We start from the raw sequence: 20,685 nt of genomic DNA, 5'->3' as shown, positions 1-20,685 counted from the left end.
GAGCACTGTTTTATGCGCCTGCCTGTTTTAACTTTCGATATTGAAACCCAAACCGATCTCAAATCAGGCGCGCATCTGTTTGGTCTGGACCTGCCCGAAGCAGATCTGGATCAGGCCTTGACCAAATTACGCCGTCAGGATTCAGGCTCTGATTTTCAGCGTTTACCGCTGCATGAAATTGTCTGTATTTCCGGTTTATGGATGGACGAACAGGGCATGAAGCTGTTTTCCTTTAGCCGGGAACAGCATTCCGAAGCAGAAATTTTGAAAAAATTCTTGTCCATTTTTGACAAGCGCCATCCAACCCTGGTCAGCTGGAACGGCTCACAGTTTGATTTACCAGTGATTTTATACCGTGCCATGTATCATGGACTCTCTGCACCGAGTCTGTTCGATCAGGGCGAAATTGATACGCAAAAGCGTTATAATAACTACCAGAATCGTTACCATCATCGTCATGTTGACCTGATGGATGTGATGGCCATGTTTCATGCCCGTCATTTCCAGAAGCTGGACGATGTTGCACATTTGCTGGGCTATCCAGGCAAGCGCGGTGACGGAGCCTATCGGGTTCCAGAATATGTCCGCAATCAGCAATGGACCGAACTAACGTCTTATTGTGAAGGTGATGTCCTGAATACCTGGCTGGTGTATATCCGCTGGTTGCTGTTAAAAGGCCAGTTGTTGCTGCCGGATTATCAGCATTTGCTGCAAAGCACGATTCAATATTTGCATACTCAACCGCAACATGCGGACTTTTTATCAGTCTGGCGTGAGACTTCGCAACGAACTGAATTTACCCAATTTGATTTTCCCATCTCCACACCCTAGGTTTTCATGAAACATCGAGCAAAAGCACGTCCTATCCAGCAACCCGAGTACATTTTTCAGGTTGAGTCACTATCGCATGAGGGACGTGGCATCGCTCATTATGGTTCACATCCAGATCATCCGCAGCATAAACATGGCAAGAAAGTCTTTATCCGTTATGCCTTGCCGGGTGAAACCGTGCGTGCCCGTATTACCCGAGAAGTGAAAAAACTTGAAGAAGCCGACAGCCTTGAATTGTTGAGCGACGCTTCTGAAATTCGCGTGAAGCCGGTGTGTTCACATTTTGGCGTTTGTGGTGGCTGTAATATGCAGCATATTGCTGCGGATGCGCAGATTGAACTGAAACAGAATGTGCTGAAATCGCATCTTCAGCATTTTGCTGGAATCCAGCCTGATCAATGGCTACCGCCTTTACGTTCACAACGTGAAGATTATCGCCGTAAAGCCCGGATTGGGGTGCGTTATCTACCTTCCAAGGATCAGCTGGTGGTGGGTTTTCGTGAAAATCAGTCCAACAAACTGACACCGATTGATCGCTGTATGATCTTGGATCGCGAGTTTGGCTCGGTTACACGTCTTAAACAATTGCTGCAAGGTCTCAATGGTAAGGCCGACATCGGTCATATAGAATTGGCTATGGGGGATCAGGACATTGCGCTGCTGGTGCGTGAAACTGCAAAATTATCTGCCGATGATGTCAACCAATTGCGCGAATTTACGTTACAGAAAGGCTGGCAACTGTATCTGCAGCCTGCCGGCAAAGAAACGCTCTCGCGGATAGATGCTCCAGAAGCATCTGCACGCTTACACTATGGTCTTGATGACTTTGATGTGAAATTCGGCTTTAATCCTCTGGACTTTACCCAGGTAAATTCAAGCATCAATCCGCAAATGGTACGATTGGCATGTGATTTGCTTCAGCTACAACAAGGTGAACGGGTTCTGGATCTGTTTTGTGGATTAGGAAACTTTTCTTTGCCGCTGGCGCGCTGTGTTGGTGCATCGGGTCAGGTGATTGCGGTTGAAGGAAGTGATGAAATGGTTCGACGTGGTGCGGAAAATGCCAAAAACAATGGTATTGCACAAATAGCGTTCTATTCACAAGATTTAACCAAAGATTTCTCGCACCATACTTGGGCAAATCAAGGTTTTGATGCATTATTAATCGACCCGCCACGTGCCGGGGCAGAAGAAGTGATGCATTATCTCCCTCAGTTTGGAGCTAAAAGAATCGTTTATGTGTCATGCAATCCTGCGACACTCGCCAGAGATGCAGGACTCTTGGTACAACAGGGCTATCGTCTCACCCAAGCGGGCGTGATGGATATGTTTACACATACTGGACATGTTGAATCAATCGCATTGTTCGAAAAAGAAAATCAAATAAACGATTAAAGAAATGATGTTTTTAAAAGTAGGAGACGGGTATGGTCACAGTACGTGAGCAACTCCCTGGACGACTCAATGAGTTGTCACAGGAGACGACTGTAGAACATGCCGAACAAGCACACCAGGATCTGACTGAATGGTTGGATCGGGTTCGTGGCATATTAGATGGCGCACCTTTAACGCAGCTCGAAGAAGTCGCCCACTTAACATTAGAAAGAGAGCTGCAAAGTACGGTTCAGCACCGCTCCAATACCTTTTATACTGGTATTGAGATGGCGGATATTCTGGCGCATCTGCATGTCGATGAAGATACTTTGTCCGCAGCCATGCTGTATCGTGCTGTTCGTGAAGGCGTCATGCCACTCAGTGAAGTATTGGAACAGTTCGGCGAACAGGTGCATAGCCTGGTCAAAGGTACGCTTGCCATGGGTAAGCTGTCTGAGCTGATCGAAAAAAATAAACGCCTGGAAGATCATTTCAATAATAACCAGCGTGAACATCTGTCTGGCATTTACAAAATGCTGATCTCGGTCACCGAAGATGTACGGGTTGTTCTGGTCAAGCTGGCCGAACGTACCTATGCCTTGCGTGAACTGGCCAATTCCTCGCGTGAGCGTCAGGAACGGGTGGCCCGAGAAATTCTGACCATTTACTCGCCACTGGCACACCGCTTGGGCATTGCCCAGCTGAAATGGGAGCTGGAAGATCTGGCGTTCCGTTATCTTGCGCCGGAACGTTATAAAGAAATTGCTTCCTTACTGAATGAAAAGCGTCTGGAGCGTGAACAGTATATTCAGTTTGTGATTGATAAATTACGCAATGAATTGGCCGAACATGGTATCGAAGCTGAAATTAATGGCCGGGTGAAACACATTTATTCGATTTATCGAAAAATGAAAAGCAAGAACCTGAGCTTTGACCAACTCTATGATATTCGTGCTTTACGGGTACTGGTGAAAAGTGTACCGGAGTGTTACCACACTTTAGGTATTGTGCATCAGATCTGGCGCCATATTCCGCATCAGTTTGATGACTATATTACCAATCCGAAAGCCAATGGTTATCGTTCTTTACATACTGCAGTGATTGCCGAGAACAAGTCACTTGAAGTGCAGATTCGTACTCATGCAATGCATGACGAAGCTGAACTTGGGGTGTGTTCACACTTTAATTATAAAGAAGGCGCGAAAACTACAGATCGCTCTTTTAACCATCGTCTGCATTCCTTACGTGCGGTACTTGAGCATTATCAAGAACGCAATGAAAGCAGTGCACATAAAGAATCTGAAGATGAAATCGAGAATTTTGAGCATATTCAAGATTTTGAAGGCTTCGAAAAGATCTATGTGTTTAGCCGTGATGGTGATATCAAAGAGCTACCACGTGATTCAAGCGTGCTAGACTTTGCGTATCATGTGCATACCGAAGTCGGGAACAAGTGCTATGCTGCACGGGTGAATCAGCGCTATGTGCCGCTGACCTATACCCTGAAAACCGGTGAACAGGTCGAGATTCTGACCAAAAAAGACCGGGAACCGAACAGGGACTGGCTGGTTAATTCGCTGGGTTATATCAAGACAGCCCGGGCACGAGACAAGTTGCGTCACTGGTTCCGTCAGCAGGATCGTAGCAAGAACCTGGAAGTCGGCCGTGAAGTACTGAACAAAGAATTGTCACGTCTGGCAATTCACCCGAAATCGATTGATCTGAGTGATTATTGCAACCACTTCAATGTTAAAACCGGTGATGATATTCTGGTCAATCTGGTCAATGGTGATATCAGCCTGCATGCCCTGATTAATCAGGTGAATCGTCACATGCATCTGGATCAGGACGAACCTGAACTGGTGCTAAAACCTGCCCTGAACCCGCGTGCCAGTCATACACTGTCAGCGCACGGGATTCTGATCGATGGTTTGGATAACGTGGAACTACATGTCGCGCAATGTTGCCAACCGGTGCATGGTGAATCGATTGCTGGCTATATCACTCTGAATCGTGGTGTGAGCATTCATAAAGTCGCTTGTCCGGACTATGTGCGCATGATTACCCAAGAGCCTGAACGTGCGGTAGAAGCCGACTGGGAAATGCAGCCGACTCGTGGTCAAAGTGTGCAGATTGTGGTGGAAGCTTATGATCGACGCGGTTTGCTCAAAGATCTGACGCAAGTAATTTTCTCGGATCAGATCAATATCCGTCAGGTGAATACCATTTCGGAAGCGGATGGTATTGCCAATATGAAGCTGTTGATTGAAGTCAAAGGTCTGGCACAACTTTCCAAGCTTTTGGCTCGTCTAGAGCAGCAGCCGGGAATTATCAGCGCACGCCGTCTGGTACAGGGTACTTAATTTCCCTTATGTAAGTTTAAAAAGCCTGCAATTCAATTGCGGGCTTTTTTATTGTAAGGTATTTGAATCACATGCATAAAAAATAGACCAGCAAACCAAGATGAGCGCCACCGAAATATTTGAACGTAGACGAAATAATCTGGCCAAGGTGATTGATCTGCTGATCGAGACGCAGCAATTTAAAACCGGCAAAGAGATCTGTGAGCATTTCGGCTTGTCTGCATCGTATATCGCTCAATTGCTGAATAGCAAACGCCAGATCGGCGAGAAAGCAGCAAGGGAGCTGGAACAACAACTGGGTCTAGATGTGCTCATTCTAGATCAGTCGGCTGAGCCAAAAGTTGAATTAGCTCCAATTCCAGAGCAAGGCGTATTATTTCAGATGCAGGTGGTGCAACAGCAGGCATTTGCACTTATTCCTATAGATTCTGCATTTTCATTCAATCAGGATATTTTTCATCTGCAAGCACAGCATTATGCAATTCAGGTAGCAGGGCCGTATTATTTTCCCAGCTTAAAACCGGGCTGGTGGCTGATCTGTGACAAACAGGTCGAGTTATCCACTGCAGGCATACTCTGTGTGTATCTGGTTAATGGCCTGCAGCTCATTTTGCAGTTGGTGAGCGAAGCTCAAGATCATTATGAATTCCAAAGCCTGGATGAACATCGACAGGTGATTTTCCAAAAAACCGATATTGAGAAAATCCATCCAGTCATTGCGATTATTCCCACTGCCATATATTCAAACGGCAGAAATAATTCAGCCCATCATAAGACGGGCTGAACGATGAACATGAAACAGAACAGATTATGGAATCTGGTTCTCGTCTTCAAATTCTGGCTTCACCTGAACAATAAAGTCCTGACGGTTCAGACCACGCCACAAGGCAAAGGCTGTACCGATATAAATTGAAGAATAGGTACCAACAAAAACACCGACAAACATCGCGATCGAGAACCATTTCAGGCCATCACCGCCCATAACCATCATCGCAACCACAACCAGTAATAAAGTCATGGAAGTATGAATGGTACGACGCAAGGTTTCAGTCAGGGCAATGTTGATAATCTCGACCGGTTCTGCACCACGAATCTTACGGAAGTTCTCACGGATACGGTCAGAGACCACGATATTATCGTTCAGTGAGAAACCGATGATTGCAAGGAGTGCCGCAAGTACAGTGAGGTCAAATGGCCACTGCATCATCGCAAAAATCCCGAGGGTGACGATAATGTCATGGAATAGTGACAACACGGCACCCATGGCCAGCTTGAACTCAAAGCGGATAGTGACATAGACCAGCATCAGCAGGAGTGCCAATGCCACAGCACCACCAGAACGGACATAGAGCTCGTTACCGACCTGTCCACCGACGACATCGACCTTGGGTACTTCTGCCGCATTATTTGGCAGTTGAACCGCTGCTGTAACAGCCTTGGTCAAGTCTTCAGCTTCGATATCTTCCTGAACCGGCATACGCACCATCAGGTCACGTTCAGAACCTAAAGTCTGAACCACAGCATCATTAAAGCCTGCCTGGTTCAATGCCTTGGAGACATCTTCAGGTTTGACCGGATTGGTATAGTTTAATTCGGCTGCCACACCACCGGTAAAGTCTAAACCGAGGTTCAGGCCTTTGGTGGCAATAAAGAAGATACTCGCAACGGTTAAGAGGATTGAAAACAATGCCGCAGGCATCGCAATCTTCATAAACGGAATAATGCGTTCGTCTTCCGGGCGACCGTACTGTTTTTGATTCAGTTGAGTATTTTCAGTCATCATTGATCTCCTTAAATGCTCAACTTTTTCAAGTTACGTTTTTTGCCATAAATGATCTGTACGATTGCACGTGTTACTGTAATGGCAGTAAACATCGAGCAGACAATACCAATCATTAAGGTCACGGCAAAGCCTTTGATCGGACCTGTACCAATCGCGAACAGAATGAATGCTACCAGGAAGGTGGTCAAGTTCGAGTCAAAAATGGTGTTATAGGCCCGGTCATAACCGGCCACAATCGCCTGTTTTGGCGAAGCTCCCCATTTCATTTCTTCCCGTATTCGCTCACAGATCAGTACGTTGGCATCGACCGCCATACCAATGGTAATCACAATACCGGCAATACCCGGCAGGGTCAGGGAAGCACCAATCCACGACATGACTGTCAGAATCATTGCCAGGTTAAATATCAGGGCAAAGTTGGCAATCAGGCCAAACACGCGGAAGAACACCACCATCCAGATGGCAACCAGGAGGAAACCGATCTGAGTTGAAAGCACCCCTTTGTCGATATTCTCTTGACCCAGACTTGGACCAATCACACGTTCTTCAACAAAGTACATTGGCGCAGCCAACGCACCTGCACGAAGCATTAATGCAAGTTCAGCCGCTTCCTGTGGCGAGTCCAGACCGGTAATACGGAACTGAGAGCCCAATACCGCCTGAATGGTCGCAGCATTAATCACGACAGCTTCAGTATATGGCGTACGGACTTCAGTTTGAGTGCCAGTTGCCGGGTCTTCCACATAGTTAATGCGCTGTTTGTTTTCGATGAACAGCACTGCCATACGTTTACCAACCGCATTACGGGTCGCATCCGACATCAGCTTGCCGCCTGCGCTGTCCAGCGTAATGTTCACTTCTGCACCGCCAGTGTCCTGGCTAAAACCACTGGATGCATTTTGAACACGTTCACCAGTTAAAATACGGTTACGGTTCAGAAGGAGCTGACGACCACTGTCCAGTGATTCATAGGCAAAGACTTCTGTGCCCGGTGGTAATGCACCTGTAGCCTGACCGGTATATGGATCGATGTATTGATCATTCAGGTCAGATACCAGACGGAACTCGAGGTTCGCGGTACGGCCAAGGACACGTTTCGCTTCAGCTGTATCCTGCACACCCGGAAGCTCAACCACAATACGGTTACTGCCTTGGGTTTGAACCAGTGCTTCAGCCACACCTAACTCGTTAATACGGTTACGTAAGGTGGTCAAGTTCTGGTTGACTGCATAAGATTCAATTTCTTGCTTACGCACATCGGTATAGTTCAGACGTAAGGTCGAACCGGTACTGGTTGCAACAGCCTGCTGGGTAAACTCATTGCCGTTACGGCGCAAGAAGTCCATCACTGCAGCACGATCATCATTGTTGGCAAACTGCATCACAATGGTGTTGTTGCTTAAAGTCAGGCTATTAAATTTCAGGTTGTTATCACGTAACTGACGACGGAGATCCGTCGCAGAGGTTTCCATACGCTGGGCAATGGCCTTGTCCATATCCACTTCAAGCAAGAAGTGAACACCACCACGTAAATCCAGACCAAGCTTCATTGGCTTGGCACCAATTTTTTGCAGCCATTCTGGGGTGGTTGGGGCGAGGTTAAGTGCAACCACGTACTCATCACCTAAACCACGACGTAAAGCTTCTTTGGCTTTAAGTTGCGCTTCACTTGAATCTACACGTAATAGGGCCGCATTGTTGCTAAAGCTATTGTCATGAGTGGCAATATTTTCAGTTTTTAAAATTTGCTCTGCTTTTTGTACGATGCTTGCATCAATTTGAGTACCGGCTTTGGCACCCGAAATCTGTACAGCAGGTTCATCTGGATACAAACTTGGCAGGGCATATAAAGTACTGATCACCAGAACAACCAGGATCAGTACATATTTCCATGCTGGGTAACGCATTCGTTTTCTTCTTAAAATGAAAAAGTCGTGCGAGGGCACGACTATTTTTGATTAAAGGTTATTTAAAGTGCCTTCAGGTAGGACTGAGATCACACTTGCACGTTGAACTTTGACTTCTACACCACGGCTCAATTCAACCACTGCGAAGTCACCTTCAATCTTGGTGATTTTGCCCATTAATCCGCCTGCAAATACCACTTCACTGCCAACGCCAAGGCTGTCGACCAAAGCACGGTGTTCTTTGGCACGTTTAGATTGAGGACGCCAGATCAAGAAATAGAAGATTGCAATAAAAACAGCAATCATCAAAAGGTTCGCCATCATGCTTGGTTGTTGTGCAGCTTCACCTGCAGCGTGAGCAGTCGAAATAAAAAGGCTCATTACATTTTCCTAAAATAAAAAACTGGTGATCAACTCGATAATAAATTGACATATTCTTGCAATTTACATTGTCTTTTTCCTCAGCGCAAATGCTGATGGATTAATCTTGCGGACAAGGTGGCACTTCCAGGCCACGGCGGGCATAAAAGTCATGAACAAATTCGTCAAATGTACCGTTGTCTAATGCATCACGCATCGCTTCAGTCAAACGCAGGTAATAGCGCAGATTATGAATCGTACCGAGCATAGAGCCGAGCATTTCCCCACATTTCTCAAGATGGAATAAATAGGCACGGGTGAAATTCTGGCAGGTATAGCAGTCGCAATGCGGATCGAGTGGGCTTTGGTCATGACGGTATTTACTGTTACGGATTCGCACCAAGCCGTCTGTCACAAAATAGTGACCGTTACGTGCATTTCGGGTTGGCATTACGCAGTCAAACATATCGACACCACGACGCACCGCTTCCACAATATCTTCAGGCTTGCCGACACCCATCAAATAACGCGGTTTGTCTGCAGGCATTTTCTCTGGAAGATAATCCAGAACCTTGATCATTTCTTCTTTTGGTTCGCCCACGGACAGGCCGCCAATCGCATAACCATCAAAGTCGATTTCAAGCAGGCCTTTTAAAGATTCATCACGTAAATCTTCATACATGCCGCCTTGAATAATGCCGAACAGCGCATTACGGTTTTTCAGCACGTCATGATGCTGGGTTTTACAGCGTTTGGCCCAGCGTAGAGAAAGTTGTAAAGATTTTTGCGCTTCTTCATGCGTCGCAGGGTACGGGGTACATTCATCAAAAATCATTACAATGTCAGAGTTCAGCGTGTGCTGAATATCCATTGAAATTTCAGGAGATAAAAATACTTTTGAACCATCAATCGGCGAGCGGAAGGTCACACCTTCTTCTTTGATTTTACGCATTGCGCCCAGACTGAAGACTTGGAAGCCGCCTGAATCGGTCAAAATGGGACTATTCCATTTCATAAATCCGTGCAGGCCGCCATGTTCACGAATTACATCCAGTCCTGGACGTAGATACAAATGGAAAGTATTGCCCAGAATGACTTGAGATTTGATCTCTTTAATGTCGCGTGGCAACAGGCCCTTGACCGTACCATACGTACCCACAGGCATGAACATCGGGGTTTCCACCACACCATGTTCAAGCGTTAAACGACCACGACGGGCACGGCCCGACTGACCTAATTTTTCAAACTTCATAGGAGTTCCACATCAAGGCGAAAAAACAGTTCGCTGATTGTTATAGCTAAAGGGCGCTATTTTCCTTGATTCTTACACTAAACGCCAGCATTGTAGAGCATTCGCTCTGTAATTTTATTTATCGCTGAAGCTAGAGAACATCCGGAGATATTGGCGGATGGGCAGAAAACTGCTGCAAGCGCTGCTGGATATCTTCCCGGCTAAGGGCGCAGCTGCCATCCGGCTCAGAGGCCATTGCAGCGATATGCTGGATCAGTTTCTGGATATAAATATTGCTATCGACAAAGTAGGATTCCAAGGTCAGCAAATAGGCATCTTGTGCCACTTGCAAATAGTCATAAGGCTCCATCACCAGCATCTGCTCTAGATCAATCAAGATATCTTTGTCGTTTTGCGAGAGTTTCAAGCGTTTCTGTATGGCAGGTAAATGAGTAGTTTGTCTGGATGCCAGAAATTCCTGTAAATGAATATGCTCAGGATTAAGTGTCTGTGCAGATTGGCATTCAAATTCGACTTGGGTGGGCAGGCTCATGAAAAAAAGGATGCCATCCAGATCCAGACCATAAGCCTCAGAAAGACGATGTTTGGTCTGTTTAAAACTCTCCAGCAATAAATCCAGATGCGTCGCGTGCAGCTGTTTTTGCTGTGCCAATACCGGATGGCCAAAGCTGTGCTGGGTTTTAAAATAATCGGCCAGCAAGGTTTTAAAGGGAATGAGTCCAGAGTGGGGCAAAGCGTGGGCCCGATAACGCCACTTCCGGACATTCCAGCGATCCTGTTCCGCCAGATATTGCTGTGGATTTTCCGGATCTTTAAAAATACTGCGTTCAGTCGAGATGGCCAGATCATCCAGCAGTAAAAATTCGTCAAAGACCAGACTACAGGCATAGATTTGATCATCCTGATAATGGTCGTATAACCGATAAAATTCCTCGACCAGCGTCTGTTGCAAGTGCTCTAAATAATCCAGCATAATTTTTATTCTTTATATTATAAGTTTTAGATAGGTACAGCCGCATCCTTGGCTATTTTTATAATAAGTTAATGCGCCAAGGATGCAAAATTTTATCAGATCTTGCTGTTCACTCAGTGAAAGTTCGGACGGTAATCAAAATTCTGTGTCACGCTTTGATCACGGAATGGACGTACCACTTTTTTTCTGAGTAACATATTATTAATGATGTTGTGCGGAAAAATCTGGATCTGGTTGTTAAACAGCTCGACATTGCGATTATAAATGGTAATCGCCGCACCGACATTTTCATTCTGTTCTTCAATTTCAGCCATCATTTTCAGATAGATGTCATTGGCTTTCAGTTCCGGGTAATTTTCAATCACCACATTCAGGCTGTGCATCAACTGTTTATTCAGGCTTTCAATGCGTTGTAACTGCCCAATATCGGCATCCTTGATATTCAGGTTCATGATGTTCTGACGCAGTTCGGTGACTTTTTCTAGCGTACCTTTTTCGAAACTCGAGTATTGTTCAACCAGTGGTTGCAGCCCATCCAGAATTTTCAGTTTTTGCCGTTCATAACTGGCGACATCCGACCAGGCGCGAATCGTGGCGTTGTGATGACGGACAATACTGTTGCGGATCATGATAATCGTGACAATCAGCGCCACAATGATCAAACATAAAATCAAAAATCCCATCCGAGATCTCCCCAAGCTATATCTATATTTTAAAAATGATGCGAAAAATTTATTTTAAAAACTGCAGCAGATCATGTTGTAAGTTTTCGAGCTGTTTTAATTTAAACGTTCTCAGGTGGCCGCGCAATGTGGAAATATCGCTAATATTCTGCTGCTTGCTCGATACCTGAAATAAATCATGGGGCCCTAGATAGCACAGCATCTTATTTTCTGGATGAAACAGTAAATCACCCTGACGCTGTTCAAAAAAATCGGCCAGTCGCAGCACAAAACCCGGACTGAGTAATTTGGCAGTTTGCAGCGGATCACTGCCATAAAAGCTTAATCTCTGGTTGGTGCGAATATCGCTGCTGTGCCAGGGATAGCTATAAGGATAATAAAATTTCTTTCTGGAAGTCGTAACGGCCAGTCCCTGAATCTGGATATCAAACACAAATACGCCCCACAGGTCTTTATGGACCTGCATCAGTTTGACTGGCTGACCTTCCTTATTTCGGGCCTGTACTTCATCAATATAGTGGTATTGGAACAGTAGCACCTGATGTTGCTGGCCATTTTCATCTTCCCAGACCGTGCTGGCATAACGCTGAATCTCATTACTCAACGAACCTTGATTGAATACTGGAAATAATTGTTTTAAATGCCGGATAAAGTACAGGGGATTGAGTGGCATGGAAATATGCTGCGGCTGTTGTTGAAAAGCAAGCTGATATTTCTTGGCCAGTGCCTGTTCTTCCAGAAAAGCAATGACTTCCTCTAAGGGTTGCTGCTGTTCATAGCAAATATAGGCCCAGAAGATACAGAGACAGCCGAGAAAAACACTGCTCTGAATCCAGATATTTCCCGGCGCAATAAAAATGCTGCCAATCAGAAAAAGCCCAATTCCGGCAAGCGCAAGCGGCAGGTTATTTTCAAACTTGAGCGTAATCGGGCCATTCCAGGGATGCAGCCCATCCAGCAATTGCTGATGCGTTTTGGCCTGTTGACCCAGATCCCAAAGCCGAGCGATATTTTGAAACACCACTGCATTTTTCTTGCGGCGAATATGAATGGACTGTTGTACAGACTCGATCGGCATAGGCAATGGTTCTCGCTTATTTCGCCTGATCAATCAGCATGGCATCGCCATAACTGAAGAAGCGATACTGGCTGTCTACTGCATGCTTATAAGCATTGAGAATATTGTCACGATTGGACAAGGCAGACACAAGCATTAACAGGGTCGATTCTGGTAAATGGAAGTTAGTGATCAAACGATCGACCACTTTAAACTGATAACCCGGATAGATGAAAATCTGGGTATCACCTGTCCAGGCTGCCAGTTCACCGTTATGTGCTTGTGCTGCACTTTCGACTGCACGGGTGGCAGTCGTGCCTACAGAAATGACTTTATTACCGCGGGCTTTAGTCTGACGAATCATCTCGACCGCAGTTTCAGGGACGTCGCACCATTCGCTGTGCATGATGTGATTTTGAATATCATCGGTACGCACTGGCAGGAAAGTACCTGCACCAACATGTAGGGTCACAAAAGTTTTTTGAATCCCTTTGGCTTCCAATTTTGCCAGCAGATCGGCATCAAAATGCAGGCTGGCAGTAGGTGCTGCAACGCTGGCCAGTTTGGTCGGGTCATTAAACACGGTTTGATAACGTTCAGTATCAATCTCTTCCGCTTCACGGTTGAAATAAGGCGGAATCGGCAAGGCGCCGTATTGATCCAGCACATCGAGAATTGGTTGTGAAAATTCTACAATAAACAGATTTTCATGACGGCCTTGTACGATCACTTTCACTGCATCCGGGCCAATAAAAAGCTCTGCACCGGCTTTCGGAGTATTACTGGCCTTGATATGGCAATAGGCAATAAAGCGATCTTGCATACGCTCAACCAGCACTTCTACCGCACCGCCTGAAGCACGTTTACCTTTTAAACGGGCCTTCATGACTTTGGTGTCATTCAATATCAACAAGTCGCCGTCTTCAAGTAAATCCAGAATGTCAGTAAATTGATGGTCATGATATTGACCTTGGGTATCGAGGTGCAGCAGGCGAGAGGCACTGCGGGTTTCCAGTGGATAGCGAGCAATTAGCTCATCGGGGAGATCAAAATTAAAATCAGAAAGTTGCATGATGATTTACGCTAAAAAAACTGCGGCTAGTATAAACTTTTTTCTTTTTTATAGCGGGAATTGCTCGATTTTAAAACGAAAAAATGCCATTTGTTTTAAAAATAAACAAATGTAAATATTCTGCGTTGACAGTGCCGAGAAATCGCGTATTATACCTTTCATCCACTCCCGAGGTGGTGAAATTGGTAGACGCGGCGGACTCAAAATCCGCTGTCAGAGATGACGTGTCGGTTCGAGTCCGACCCTCGGGACCAAAATTCTAAAAAACCCCAAGCACATTCAGTCTTGGGGTTTTTTATTGTCTGTATATTTAAAAGTATTTATTTTCATCATTTCTTAAAATGGTTTTTGACTGAATTTGAGTGGTTTTGTCAGTAAGATGATGATTTATATCTATAGCGAAAAATAGATTAATTGAATAACTTTGATACATCAATCAGAAATAAAAAAACCGGCGCCTAGACGCCGGTTTTGTTATTTTACATTACTGATCAAGTCAGTTTTGCAAAAGCTTAGATCGTAGCAAGTGCTGCATTCAAAGTAGCACTTGGACGCATCACTGCATTTACTTTTTCTTGATCAACAGCGTAGTAACCACCGATGTCTACTGATTTTCCTTGAACTTCTGCAAGCTCAGCAACGATTTTCTCTTCATTTTCAGCTAAAGTTTTTGCAAGAGGTGCAAACTTCGCTTTCAATTCAGCATTTTCGTCTTGAGCAGCAAGTTCTTCAGCCCAGAATTTCGCCAGGTAGAAATGGCTGCCACGGTTATCAAGCTCACCTGTACGACGAGAAGGTGATTTGTCGTTATCCAGTAATTTACCAGTTGCACGGTCTAAAGTTTTGGCAAGTAACTTGATGTTGTCATTGCCTTCTTTAATACCCATTTCTTCTAAAGATACCGCCAACGCCATGAATTCACCGAGTGAATCCCAACGTAAGTGGTTCTCTTCAACTAACTGCTGTACATGTTTAGGAGCAGAACCGCCTGCACCTGTTTCGTACATGCCGCCACCCGCCATTAACGGCACGATAGACAACATTTTCGCAGATGTACCCAATTCCATGATTGGGAACAAGTCAGTCAGGTAGTCACGCAGGATGTTACCTGTTACCGAAATAGTATCTAGACCGCGTGCAACACGTTCAAGCGTATAACGCATTGCACGTACTTGTGACATGATCTGGATATCAAGACCAGTGGTGTCATGATCTTTCAGGTATTTTTCAACTTTCTTGATCAGTTCGTTTTCGTGTGGACGGTACGGGTCAAGCCAGAAGATTGCTGGCATGCCAGAGTTACGTGCACGAGTAACTGCAAGTTTCACCCAGTCACGAATCGGTGCGTCTTTCACCTGACACATACGCCAGATATCGCCTTCTTCCACGTTTTGTGACATCAACACTTCGCCTGTTTCTAGGTCAGTGATGTTCGCAACACCTGCTTCAGGAATTTCGAAAGTCTTGTCGTGTGAACCGTATTCTTCCGCTTTTTGCGCCATCAAACCAACGTTAGGTACAGTACCCATGGTTTTTGGATCGAAGTTGCCATTCCATTTACAGAAATTGATCATTTCCTGGTAAATACGTGCGAAAGTTGATTCAGGCATGACTGCTTTACAGTCGTAAGGCTTGCCGTCAGCGCCCCACATTTTACCGCCACCACGAATCATTGCAGGCATAGAAGCATCTACAATCACGTCGTTTGGTGAATGGAAGTTAGTGATGCCTTTTGCAGAATCAACCATCGCTAAAGCTGGACGGTGTTCTTGACAAGCATGTAAATCAGCAATGATTTCTTCACGTACAGAGGTTGGTAAAGTTTCAAGCTTTTCGTAAAGACCCGCCATACCGTTATTGACATTAATGCCAAGCTCATCAAAAAGCTTGCCATGTTTTTCGAATGCTTCTTTGTAGTAGATTCTTACACAGTGACCAAATACGATTGGGTGAGACACCTTCATCATGGTTGCTTTAACGTGTAAAGAGAACAGGATGCCTGCTTCACGACAGTCTTCAAGTTCTTTCTCGTAGAAGTCGCAAAGTGCTTTCTTGCTCATGAACATTGAATCGATGATTTCGCCGTCCAGAAGCGCAACTTTTGGCTTAAGAACAATCGCTTCACCAGACTTGGTGATCAATTCCATTTTTACATTCCGTGCGCGGTCTAAAGTCATCGACTTTTCGCCGTGGTAGAAGTCACCTTCGTCCATGTGTGAAACGTGAGTTTGCGACCACTGTTTCCACTCGCTCATAGAGTGCGGGTGTTTTTTCACGTAGTTTTTAACGGCAGCAGGTGCACGACGGTCTGAGTTACCTTCACGTAGAACAGGGTTTACTGCTGAACCAAGACATTTGCTATAACGTGCCTTGATTGCTTTTTCTTCTTCAGTGGTCGGGTTTTCAGGATAGTCAGGGATTGCATAGCCTTTAGACTGAAGTTCCTTGATACACGCTGTTAGCTGGCCAACAGAAGCACTGATATTTGGGAGTTTGATAATGTTCGTGTCTGGATCTTGTGTAAGACGACCTAGCTCAGCTAGAGTGTCAGGCACCTTTTGCTCTTCGCTTAGGTAATCTGTAAATTCGGAGAGCACGCGCACAGCTACAGAGATGTCACTTTTGACGATCTCAACGCCAGCTGGCTTAGTAAAGGTCTCAATGATCGGCAGCAGAGAATAAGTCGCCAGTAATGGCGCCTCGTCGGTCAGTGTGTAAATGATAGTTGACTTTCCACCAGCCATATATAGCCCCTTGCGTTGGATTGAGTTTCTGAGGACCGAACTTTTGGCCCAGCCTCTTTGAACCGATTTGCTTAAATAAAAACATTGAGAGTATCGTCTTTCAGCGCATTTCAGTCAACGAAATATGCCTTTAGATTGAAATTTGGGCGAAAATTTGTACAGATTTGTGCGGTTTAGCCGTGTTTGTATTTTGTACAAAAAAATAATCCTCTATCGCTGTAAATCCTGATGAAAATGATCGGAAATGATTCGCTAGCCAATTGTATTCACTGAAAATGGTTTTTTGATCCTGACACAGGCTTAAACTGATCCTCGATATGGAGATGGATACCGAGTGACTGGATGCTGTTTTGCGCAAATTCAGTCAGGCTGATGATGCAAATTTGTCCTTGGCAGATGGCTACATCATCATGGAATAGCTTTGCGCTATACTGGCAAGCATCAATGAAATGATCTTAAAGATTGACGCTAACAAGGAAATGTAATGCCTAGCTTGTTTATTGTGATGCTCGGTGGTCGTCATGCGCGTGCCAATACAGAAGTTCATGATGTGGTTTTGGCAATAGGAGAGAGTCTGGAAGATACCTATCCGCAATTGAAAAATGCCTGGTTTGCGGAACAGAAAGGTCTGCATATTGATGCCTGGGCGCAAATCAACGGGCTAGAGTTTGAAGGCAAGTCCTATGCGCTGCAATTTACTGATGCACAGCCACAGCAATCCGATGAAAAACTTTGGCTGATTAATCTGGGTGGTTATGATCCACGTGAGTTTGGAGAGTTGCATCGTTATGTGCTGGTGGTTGCACAGAATGCCATGGTCGCTAAACAGCGCGGCAAAGCTTACTTCGCCCGGCACTGGCAAAAACAGCATACTGACCGTGTGCTGGATGTAGATGACTGTATTGCCATTGATCAGGTTTATGGTCGCTACGTAGAACTGTTAGAGGGTAGTTTCAGTGGCAATCGTTGGGAAAATACTTATCTCACGATTTAAAGCAGTTTGCGATTGAATTAAACCTAGGGCTAGCTGAATGATTCGACGAGTGACTTAAAAAAATCTTTATCAAAATTTAATAATCGGCATAATACTGCCAAGGAAAAACAGTTTTGACTGAGATGGAATGTCTTAAATGGATTTAATTCAGGCAAATGGACAACCACGTTATGGACGTTTCAAGGAGCTTCCAAAAAGTATTGACTATCAGGCATATCAATACAAAAATCCTTATGGTCATGTGCTGTCAGGCTGGCGTAAGCATCTAAAATATAAAAAATTCAAATTCTGTAGTATTCAGCACGAGCATTATACGATTGGACTGGCAATTGCCGATATCGCATGGGCAGGACATGGTTTTGTCTATGTCTATAACCATATGAGCAATGAAGTGCTGGAATGGAATGCGATTAATTTCCTGTCCCGTAACACTGTGCTGGACGAGCAGCCACTGTTTAATCATAGTTATTTCCATAAGTCACCTTTTCAGATCGATATCCAGCATGCCAACGGCGTGCGTTATATCAACGTCAGCAAATACGGCGAAATTAAACTCAGTGCCCGGATTTTCTGTGCCGGAACCGATCCACTGAGTATGTGCAGTCCGACCGGCATCAATGGCTGGACCTATACTCAGAAACTGACCACTTTGGGCTGTGAAGGCTTTTTCATTAACAAGCAGGGTGAAACCATTCAGTTTAATGAACGCAGCTTTGCTTCTCTGGATGATACCTGTGGCTTTTTGCGCCCGGAAACGGCCTGGTTCTGGTTGTCCTGTAATTTCTGGGATGTGAACCATAATCGGATTGGGCTTAATCTGGCTTCGGGCGTGAATGAAAGTTTTGGCAACGAGAACTGTCTGTGGATCAATGGCAAGATTTATCCGTTGGCCGATGTGCTGTTCCAGCAGGAATCGGAAAACCAATGGACGATTCAGTCGCTGGATGAAAAATTGAATCTGATGGTGAGTACAGGCTGGCGCCGTTATGAAAATCTGAACCTGCGTCTGGTCGGAAGTCAGTTTAGTCAGTGGCAAGCCAAGGTTTCCGGAACGATCCAGCAGGATGATCAGGAAATTATTTTACTGAATGAATATGCCTTGCTTGAGCAGCATTATGCCAAATGGTAAAAGTGCAGGACATAAGACCTAATTTAAAAGCCTTCAATTTTTGAAGGCTTTTAAATTAGGTCTTAATCTTTTGCGGCCTGCCAGAAGGCTTCACCGGCCTGAATCGGGTCATTGGTTTCGGCTAAGGTTTTTACCCAGACATCATATTGCGCAATAACCGGATGCTGACTAGGATGGAAGTCTTTTTTAAACCAGTCCCGATATTGTGGGCCCATGCGGGTCAAGGTGCCGTTACGGCCAAACAACCAGGGCAGTCCTTTCAGGTTCATTTGCAGACGCTCTAAGACACTGAAGCCATCATGTTTCAGCATGACATTGGCGCGATAGGCGGTATAACTAAACATCAAAAATGTCGTACTGAGCAGGGTCATTTTGCGCATCCATTCAGGTGTTTTTGCGACCTCTTTCATCACGTCAAAAGCCACATCACGATGTTCCATTTCTTCAATCGCATGCCAGGCAAACATGGCACGTACATAAGGATGGCCGTCTTTTAAGGTGGATTTCTGACCGTAAAAAGTTTCAGCCATCAGCGCGGTCAAGTGTTCTGCCGCTGCCGTAGTTGCAATATTGAACTGTGCTGAACGATGTTTGAGGTCATAGGCGAACATATTATTTAAACGTTCGATAAAATCATCGACGGGCATGCCTTGTTCACGCATCAGCTGGTTCATCTTTTCATGGGCAATGCCGTGCTGTGCTTCCTGACGAATAAAATCTGCCACACGTTTTTGCAGCTCCGGGTCTGTGATCTGATCGCGGAACAGGCGCACACTCTGAATAAAATAACGCTCGCCATCTGGAAAGGTCAGGCTCAAGGCATCGAACATGCGGGTCAGAAAGGGGTCACCGCCAAACCAGTAGCGCGGGATTTCATCCAGTTTAAAATCAAGCTGGGTCCGGACCACGGGCTTTATTGAAGATTTTAATACTGCATTCATCTTATGAATTCTTTTTTGTGACGATGCTGACAGTATGTCGGGGAATGCCGCAATTGTTTTGACAATGCTTGCCAATTTTTATACATTTTATGCCAAATGAAAATAAAACTGCTCAGACTAAAGCAGGCATCGAGAAGCGCGCATGCAAGAAATTAAAATATCCAATGGTTATATTCAGCTTTGGGCGACTTATCTACGCAGTCTGAAAATTGAGCCTTTGGAAGCTGATTTTCTGCAAGATGTACATGAAGCGCTTGCGACCCTGATTGATCAGCCTTTTGCCACGCAAGTGCCGCTGGAATTATTAAATCAGCTTCTGTTAAGAACTCGGCAATATTTAAACTGTCCGCAGCTGATTTTCGAGATCGTGCAGGTCATTCGTCCAGAACATTTTGGTGTGCTCGGTTATATGGCTTCGCGAAGCAGCAGCGTTGCGGAAATGATCCGCCATATTATGCGTTTTCAACGACTGGTAATTGATGGCAGTGAGTTTGTACCTTTGCAATTGAAGCAGCGTGAACACAGTCTTGAATTATTTTGGGCCTATCTGGATAAAAAATATAATCTGTTAAATGAGCTGACCATGGCCGCGATGGTGCAGTTGGGGCGTGTCATTTTGCAGGATCATCAACTGTTACTGCACTGTGTACGTTTTGCCCATGCGCCCGACAGGGGGCAAATGCATTATCAAAAGTTTTTTGCCAGTGAGGTGAGATTTTCTCAGGACTATTATGGCATAGAGCTGGATTTGCAAGGACTGGCACATGGGTCTGAGCAGGCTGATCCAATGCTGTTGCAGCTACTGGTTCATCAGGCAGAACAGGCGATTGCAGCCAAGCCGCCCCTTGAAAATCATTTGCAACAGGCGCAGCAAATGATTGCCGAACAGCTGCGGACCCAGCATCAGGCCATTAAAGTTGAACAGCTTGCCCGGCAGTTGTTGATGTCGACACGTAGTTTGCAACGCTTATTCAGTACACAGGGCACTTCATTTAAAAAACTGCTGGAACAGCAGCGGATTAAACGTTGCGAGCTGTTGTTGCAGCAGGGATTAGGTCTGACCGAGATTGCCGAGCAGCTGGATTATTCTGATCAGTCTGCTTTGGCACGGGCCTATAAGGCAGCCACCGGACAGACCTTGTTAGAGCGAAAAAGGCAGTTACACAAAGCACGAAGCTGAAAAAAGCGACCGGTATCGGTCGCTTTTTTATTTTCGCAGGAT

Annotated in this window: 17 protein-coding genes and 1 tRNA gene; 8 read left to right on the top strand and 10 right to left on the bottom strand. The window is 45.3% G+C overall.

Features of this window, described 5'->3' with window-relative positions; all coding sequences use genetic code 11:
- Positions 1-12: 12 nt before the first annotated feature.
- The 4 genes from I6L24_RS01115 (at position 13) to I6L24_RS01100 (ending at position 5,352) form a co-directional block, all read left to right on the top strand.
- Entirely contained in the window at positions 13-831 is an 819-nt protein-coding gene (locus I6L24_RS01115) for a 3'-5' exonuclease (protein ID WP_005101819.1), read from the top strand.
- Positions 832-837: 6 nt separating this feature from the next.
- Entirely contained in the window at positions 838-2,226 is a 1,389-nt protein-coding gene (gene rlmD, locus I6L24_RS01110; RefSeq protein WP_216986293.1) for a 23S rRNA (uracil(1939)-C(5))-methyltransferase RlmD, read from the top strand.
- Positions 2,227-2,258: 32 nt separating this feature from the next.
- Positions 2,259-4,568 (top strand): RelA/SpoT family protein, encoded by a 2,310-nt coding sequence (locus tag I6L24_RS01105; RefSeq protein ID WP_004733739.1) that lies wholly within the window; start codon positions 2,259-2,261, stop codon positions 4,566-4,568.
- Positions 4,569-4,668: 100 nt separating this feature from the next.
- Positions 4,669-5,352: a S24 family peptidase gene (locus I6L24_RS01100; RefSeq protein ID WP_216986292.1), complete on the top strand. Its 684-nt coding sequence runs from the start codon at positions 4,669-4,671 to the stop codon at positions 5,350-5,352.
- Between the two features lie 24 nt (positions 5,353-5,376).
- Here I6L24_RS01100 and secF read toward each other — a convergent pair whose 3' ends face one another.
- The 8 genes from secF to queA all read right to left on the bottom strand — a co-directional run bounded on the left by secF (position 5,377) and on the right by queA (position 13,655).
- Positions 5,377-6,351 (bottom strand): protein translocase subunit SecF, encoded by a 975-nt coding sequence (gene secF / locus I6L24_RS01095; RefSeq protein ID WP_171260795.1) that lies wholly within the window; start codon positions 6,349-6,351, stop codon positions 5,377-5,379.
- An 8-nt stretch (positions 6,352-6,359) separates the two neighbouring features.
- A complete protein-coding gene (gene secD, locus I6L24_RS01090) occupies positions 6,360-8,258 on the bottom strand; it encodes a protein translocase subunit SecD (RefSeq protein WP_064095204.1) in 1,899 nt (632 codons plus the stop codon).
- A 51-nt stretch (positions 8,259-8,309) separates the two neighbouring features.
- On the bottom strand, positions 8,310-8,639 hold the full coding sequence (gene yajC / locus I6L24_RS01085) for a preprotein translocase subunit YajC (RefSeq protein ID WP_004645158.1): 330 nt from the start codon (positions 8,637-8,639) through the stop codon (positions 8,310-8,312).
- Positions 8,640-8,739: 100 nt separating this feature from the next.
- Positions 8,740-9,870, bottom strand: a complete 1,131-nt coding sequence (tgt, locus tag I6L24_RS01080) for a tRNA guanosine(34) transglycosylase Tgt (RefSeq protein WP_005252828.1) — start codon at positions 9,868-9,870, stop codon at positions 8,740-8,742.
- A 130-nt stretch (positions 9,871-10,000) separates the two neighbouring features.
- Entirely contained in the window at positions 10,001-10,843 is an 843-nt protein-coding gene (locus tag I6L24_RS01075) for a DUF4303 domain-containing protein (protein WP_216986291.1), read from the bottom strand.
- 113 nt (positions 10,844-10,956) lie between these two features.
- Entirely contained in the window at positions 10,957-11,526 is a 570-nt protein-coding gene (locus I6L24_RS01070) for a LemA family protein (RefSeq protein WP_004645163.1), read from the bottom strand.
- A gap of 49 nt (positions 11,527-11,575) precedes the next feature.
- Complete coding sequence (locus tag I6L24_RS01065; protein WP_216986290.1) at positions 11,576-12,604, bottom strand: hypothetical protein; 1,029 nt, start codon at positions 12,602-12,604, stop codon at positions 11,576-11,578.
- A gap of 16 nt (positions 12,605-12,620) precedes the next feature.
- The gene (gene queA / locus I6L24_RS01060; RefSeq protein WP_216986289.1) at positions 12,621-13,655 is read right to left on the bottom strand and encodes a tRNA preQ1(34) S-adenosylmethionine ribosyltransferase-isomerase QueA; all 1,035 of its coding nucleotides are present in this window, start codon (positions 13,653-13,655) and stop codon (positions 12,621-12,623) included.
- A 167-nt stretch (positions 13,656-13,822) separates the two neighbouring features.
- On the opposite strand from queA, the gene I6L24_RS01055 reads away from it, so the two are divergent.
- A tRNA-Leu gene (locus I6L24_RS01055) sits at positions 13,823-13,909 on the top strand.
- 258 nt (positions 13,910-14,167) lie between these two features.
- Here I6L24_RS01055 and I6L24_RS01050 read toward each other — a convergent pair.
- Entirely contained in the window at positions 14,168-16,399 is a 2,232-nt protein-coding gene (locus tag I6L24_RS01050) for an NADP-dependent isocitrate dehydrogenase (protein ID WP_005252821.1), read from the bottom strand.
- Between the two features lie 484 nt (positions 16,400-16,883).
- Here I6L24_RS01050 and I6L24_RS01045 point away from each other — a divergent pair, with 484 nt between their 5' ends.
- Positions 16,884-17,393 carry a DUF1543 domain-containing protein gene (locus I6L24_RS01045; RefSeq protein WP_216986288.1) on the top strand — a complete coding sequence of 170 codons (510 nt, stop codon included), beginning with the start codon at positions 16,884-16,886 and terminating at the stop codon, positions 17,391-17,393.
- A gap of 136 nt (positions 17,394-17,529) precedes the next feature.
- Complete coding sequence (locus tag I6L24_RS01040) at positions 17,530-18,522, top strand: DUF2804 domain-containing protein (RefSeq protein ID WP_005252817.1); 993 nt, start codon at positions 17,530-17,532, stop codon at positions 18,520-18,522.
- Positions 18,523-18,584: 62 nt separating this feature from the next.
- Here I6L24_RS01040 and I6L24_RS01035 read toward each other — a convergent pair whose 3' ends face one another.
- Positions 18,585-19,463, bottom strand: a complete 879-nt coding sequence (locus tag I6L24_RS01035; protein ID WP_004645170.1) for a metal-dependent hydrolase — start codon at positions 19,461-19,463, stop codon at positions 18,585-18,587.
- 142 nt (positions 19,464-19,605) lie between these two features.
- Here I6L24_RS01035 and I6L24_RS01030 point away from each other — a divergent pair, with 142 nt between their 5' ends.
- Positions 19,606-20,643 carry a helix-turn-helix transcriptional regulator gene (locus tag I6L24_RS01030; protein WP_216986287.1) on the top strand — a complete coding sequence of 346 codons (1,038 nt, stop codon included), beginning with the start codon at positions 19,606-19,608 and terminating at the stop codon, positions 20,641-20,643.
- Positions 20,644-20,685 lie beyond the last annotated feature (42 nt).

Origin of the sequence: Acinetobacter lwoffii (assembly GCF_019048525.1) — a bacterium.
GTDB classification, from domain to species: Bacteria; Pseudomonadota; Gammaproteobacteria; order Pseudomonadales; family Moraxellaceae; genus Acinetobacter; species Acinetobacter lwoffii_K.
This window is presented reverse-complemented; position numbering and strand designations above follow the sequence as displayed.

Coding starts and splice junctions, on each gene's coding strand:
- I6L24_RS01115 (WP_005101819.1), top strand. CDS start 13: ATGCGCCTGCCTGTTTTAACTTTCGATATTGAAACCCAAACCGATCTC.
- rlmD (WP_216986293.1), top strand. CDS start 838: ATGAAACATCGAGCAAAAGCACGTCCTATCCAGCAACCCGAGTACATT.
- I6L24_RS01105 (WP_004733739.1), top strand. CDS start 2,259: ATGGTCACAGTACGTGAGCAACTCCCTGGACGACTCAATGAGTTGTCA.
- I6L24_RS01100 (WP_216986292.1), top strand. CDS start 4,669: ATGAGCGCCACCGAAATATTTGAACGTAGACGAAATAATCTGGCCAAG.
- secF (WP_171260795.1), bottom strand. CDS start 6,351: ATGATGACTGAAAATACTCAACTGAATCAAAAACAGTACGGTCGCCCG.
- secD (WP_064095204.1), bottom strand. CDS start 8,258: ATGCGTTACCCAGCATGGAAATATGTACTGATCCTGGTTGTTCTGGTG.
- yajC (WP_004645158.1), bottom strand. CDS start 8,639: ATGAGCCTTTTTATTTCGACTGCTCACGCTGCAGGTGAAGCTGCACAA.
- tgt (WP_005252828.1), bottom strand. CDS start 9,870: ATGAAGTTTGAAAAATTAGGTCAGTCGGGCCGTGCCCGTCGTGGTCGT.
- I6L24_RS01075 (WP_216986291.1), bottom strand. CDS start 10,843: ATGCTGGATTATTTAGAGCACTTGCAACAGACGCTGGTCGAGGAATTT.
- I6L24_RS01070 (WP_004645163.1), bottom strand. CDS start 11,526: ATGGGATTTTTGATTTTATGTTTGATCATTGTGGCGCTGATTGTCACG.
- I6L24_RS01065 (WP_216986290.1), bottom strand. CDS start 12,604: ATGCCGATCGAGTCTGTACAACAGTCCATTCATATTCGCCGCAAGAAA.
- queA (WP_216986289.1), bottom strand. CDS start 13,655: ATGCAACTTTCTGATTTTAATTTTGATCTCCCCGATGAGCTAATTGCT.
- I6L24_RS01050 (WP_005252821.1), bottom strand. CDS start 16,399: ATGGCTGGTGGAAAGTCAACTATCATTTACACACTGACCGACGAGGCG.
- I6L24_RS01045 (WP_216986288.1), top strand. CDS start 16,884: ATGCCTAGCTTGTTTATTGTGATGCTCGGTGGTCGTCATGCGCGTGCC.
- I6L24_RS01040 (WP_005252817.1), top strand. CDS start 17,530: ATGGATTTAATTCAGGCAAATGGACAACCACGTTATGGACGTTTCAAG.
- I6L24_RS01035 (WP_004645170.1), bottom strand. CDS start 19,463: ATGAATGCAGTATTAAAATCTTCAATAAAGCCCGTGGTCCGGACCCAG.
- I6L24_RS01030 (WP_216986287.1), top strand. CDS start 19,606: ATGCAAGAAATTAAAATATCCAATGGTTATATTCAGCTTTGGGCGACT.